At 66.9% G+C, this 2,946-nt stretch carries 3 protein-coding genes; all 3 read left to right on the top strand.

The window, feature by feature from the left end; genetic code table 11:
• Window positions 1-48 precede the first annotated feature (48 nt).
• Window positions 49-648 carry an ArsR/SmtB family transcription factor gene (locus ACFVXE_RS38905; protein WP_389678505.1) on the top strand — a complete coding sequence of 200 codons (600 nt, stop codon included), beginning with the start codon at window positions 49-51 and terminating at the stop codon, window positions 646-648.
• Window positions 645-1,970: an MFS transporter gene (locus ACFVXE_RS38900; RefSeq protein WP_389678504.1), complete on the top strand. Its 1,326-nt coding sequence runs from the start codon at window positions 645-647 to the stop codon at window positions 1,968-1,970. Before ACFVXE_RS38905 ends, ACFVXE_RS38900 begins: the two co-directional genes overlap by 4 nt.
• A 129-nt stretch (window positions 1,971-2,099) precedes the next feature.
• Entirely contained in the window at window positions 2,100-2,441 is a 342-nt protein-coding gene (locus ACFVXE_RS38895; protein ID WP_389678502.1) for a nucleotide pyrophosphohydrolase, read from the top strand.
• The last annotated feature ends 505 nt before the right edge of the window (window positions 2,442-2,946 follow it).

Raw genomic sequence — 2,946 nt, 5'->3', positions numbered from 1 at the left:
ATATGTGAGAGTTGACTCTCACATATTGTAAGAGGAGACTCTCACATCATGGAGCGTGTGAATCGCCTGGGCGATATCGAGATCACTGACCCGAAGGCCATGCGAGCGTTGGCGCATCCGGTACGACTTGCGATCCTCGAACGCCTGCAACGTCACGGGCCCGCGACGGCGACGCGGTTGTCACCGGATGTCGGAGCCACCCCGTCCGTGACCAGCTGGCATCTGCGCCACCTGGCGGGCTTTGGACTGGTCCGTGACGCAGAGGCCGGAACGGATCGCCGGGAGCGGCGGTGGGAGGCTGCGGCACGGGGTTTCCGATTCGAGATGCCGGAGGACGACGAGGGGCAGTCCGCCGCGCGGGTACTGTCCCGGGAGATGTTCGCCCGCTTCGCCGGCCTGCCGCATCGCTGGGTGACCGAGACCGAACCTCAACTCGATCAGACCTGGCGCAGGCTCGCGGGGCTGGCGAACACCCGCATAGTGGTGTCCCCCGAGGAACTCGCGGCTATCGAGGACGCGATCGAAAGCGTCCTCGCGCCCTTTGTGACGCGTGACCCGGCGCAGCGGCCGAGCAGCAGCCGTGACGTCCGGCTGCTGCGGTACGTCCTTCCGGAGGCCGCCGAGGAGCAGACGGGCGATACGGCATGAACTCCCGACAGGACATGGCCCCCTCGATGTCTTTGTGGCGGGACCGGCGGTTCGTTCGCTTCTGGGCGGGGCAGTCGGTCTCGCAATTCGGTGACCGGATCTCCGAACTGGCGTTACCCCTGATCGCCGTGGCGGCGCTGCACGCTTCGGCCGGCCAAGTCGCATGGCTGACCGCGCTTGCCTGGGCCCCGAATCTCCTCGCCATCGTGCTGGGAGCCTGGGTCGACCACCGCATCCACAAGCGCCGCCTGATGGTCCTCGCCGATCTGATGCGCGCGTGCGTGCTGCTCACCCTGCCGGCCGCATACCTGGCAGGCACCGTGACGCTTCTCCAGTTGTATGCCGTGGCGCTGCTGACCGGCGCCGCGGCGGTGCTGTTCAACACCGCTTATCCGCCCTTCTTCGCCCACCTCGTGTCACGCTCGTCCTACGTCGACGCGAACAGCAAACTCGGCGCCAGCCGGTCCGCTTCCTACGTCGTCGGCCCCGCCGTCGGCGGTGCCCTCGTCCAGGTCCTGACCGCGCCCGTCGCCGTGATCGCTGATGCCCTGTCCTTCCTGGCCTCTGCCGCCCTGCTCGGGCCGATCCAGGTCGACGAACCAGCCGTCGCCACCTATGAGGCGGCCGGGCCTTCGTTGGTGCAGCGGGCCAGGGAGGGGCTGGTCTTCGTAGTTCGTCACCGGGTACTGCGGGCGAGCCTCGGCTGCGCGACGACCCTCAACTTCTTCACATTCGTGTCAAGCACCGGCTTGACCGTCCTGTTCGCCGACCGGGTGCTCGGCCTCTCCGCAGGGACCATCGGGCTGGCATTCGGAATCGGATCGACCGGAGCTCTCGTGGGCGCGGTGATAGCCCCGAAGATCTCTCGCTGGATCGGCGTGGGACGCAGCATCGCGGCAGGCGCCGTACTGTTCCCTGCCCCCATCGCCATTGTCGCCGCCGCGAGCGGTCCCACATGGGCTCGCGCAGGGGTCCTGGGCGTTGCAGAGTTCCTCGCCGGTATCGGCGTGATGCTGTTCGACGTCAACCTCAACTCCCTTCAAGCCGCGGTGATACCAGACGGTATGCGCAGCCGCGTGGCCGGCGCCTACAGCACGGTGAACTACGGCATACGCCCCGTCGGCGCCATCGTCGGAGGCATGCTCGCCACCCTCATCGGACTCAGGCTCACCCTGATCACGGCCGCCGTCGGAGGAGTACTGTCGCTGCTCTGGCTGCTCCCCTCGCCGATACCGCGCATCCGCTCCCTGGCTCCGGGCGAGCCACTCGCCGCTGACGTCGGTACCGGGCAGACAGCCGACCGGTACCGCAATGACACATAGGCGAGGCTTTCGGCCGCCCAGCACCTCCAGAGGCTCGAAAGCCGCTGGTCAGGATGGGATGCAGGTACTCAAAGTTCGTTCATGATCGCGACGAGTGAGTGCGCCGGGCGGATGGGGAAGGGGTGGGACATGGACCTCAACGAACTCCAGCGCCGTGCCCTGCTCATTCACGACCTCTACGACGAGCTGAACCTGAGGGAGCGCGGCCGGGTCTGGACTCGGGAGGAGTTCATGCTTGGCTTTGTGGGGGACGTCGGTGATCTGGCGAAGAACGTCATGGCGCGGGAAGGCGCCCGTGACATGCCGGGCGGACGTGCCGCGCTGGAGCACGAACTTGCAGATTGTCTGTGGTCCGTGCTCGTTCTCGCGCACCGGTACAACGTGGATCTGGACGCTGCGTTCCTGCGCACGATGGATGAACTCGCCCGATCGATCACGGCGCGCGGTCAGCGCGACGCGGGGCCGGCATGACCATGGGCGGTTGGACATCGACGGGTGTCGCCGTTTCGTTTGATGGCGTCCGTACCGCCGTTGGACATGCCTCCGGTGTCGAAGTAGGCGAGGAACTCAGTGCGCCACTGGCGTAGCGTCCGGCCGATCTGGGCGCCCCCGGAGATCGGGGGCACGTGTCGAGTGGCGCTGTCCGGGTCGCCGAGCGGGAGACGCTTGTCCAGGCGCGCGCGTTGCCGGTCGGTGAGGGGCAGGACACGGGTGAGCGGGGTGCGGCGGATCCGGTGGAGCGGCGGTCCTTGTACCAAAAAGACGACGAGAGCCAAAGAATTCGGACGGCGATGTCGAGAACCCGAGACTGGCTCCGTCCCCGCATTGAAGGCGACCACAATGGGTCGCATCAGCACCGAGGAGAAACACGATGGCCAAGTACTTGCTGCTCAAGCACTACCGCGGCGCTCCGGCGGCGGTCAACGACGTGCCGATGGACCAGTGGGCGCCGGATGAGATCTCGGCGCATATGCAG

This window comes from Streptomyces sp. NPDC058231 (genome assembly GCF_042882275.1).
Classification (GTDB): Bacteria; Actinomycetota; Actinomycetes; order Streptomycetales; family Streptomycetaceae; genus Streptomyces.
The sequence above is the reverse complement of the archived record's forward strand: the minus strand, read 5'-3'. Positions and strand labels throughout refer to the sequence as shown.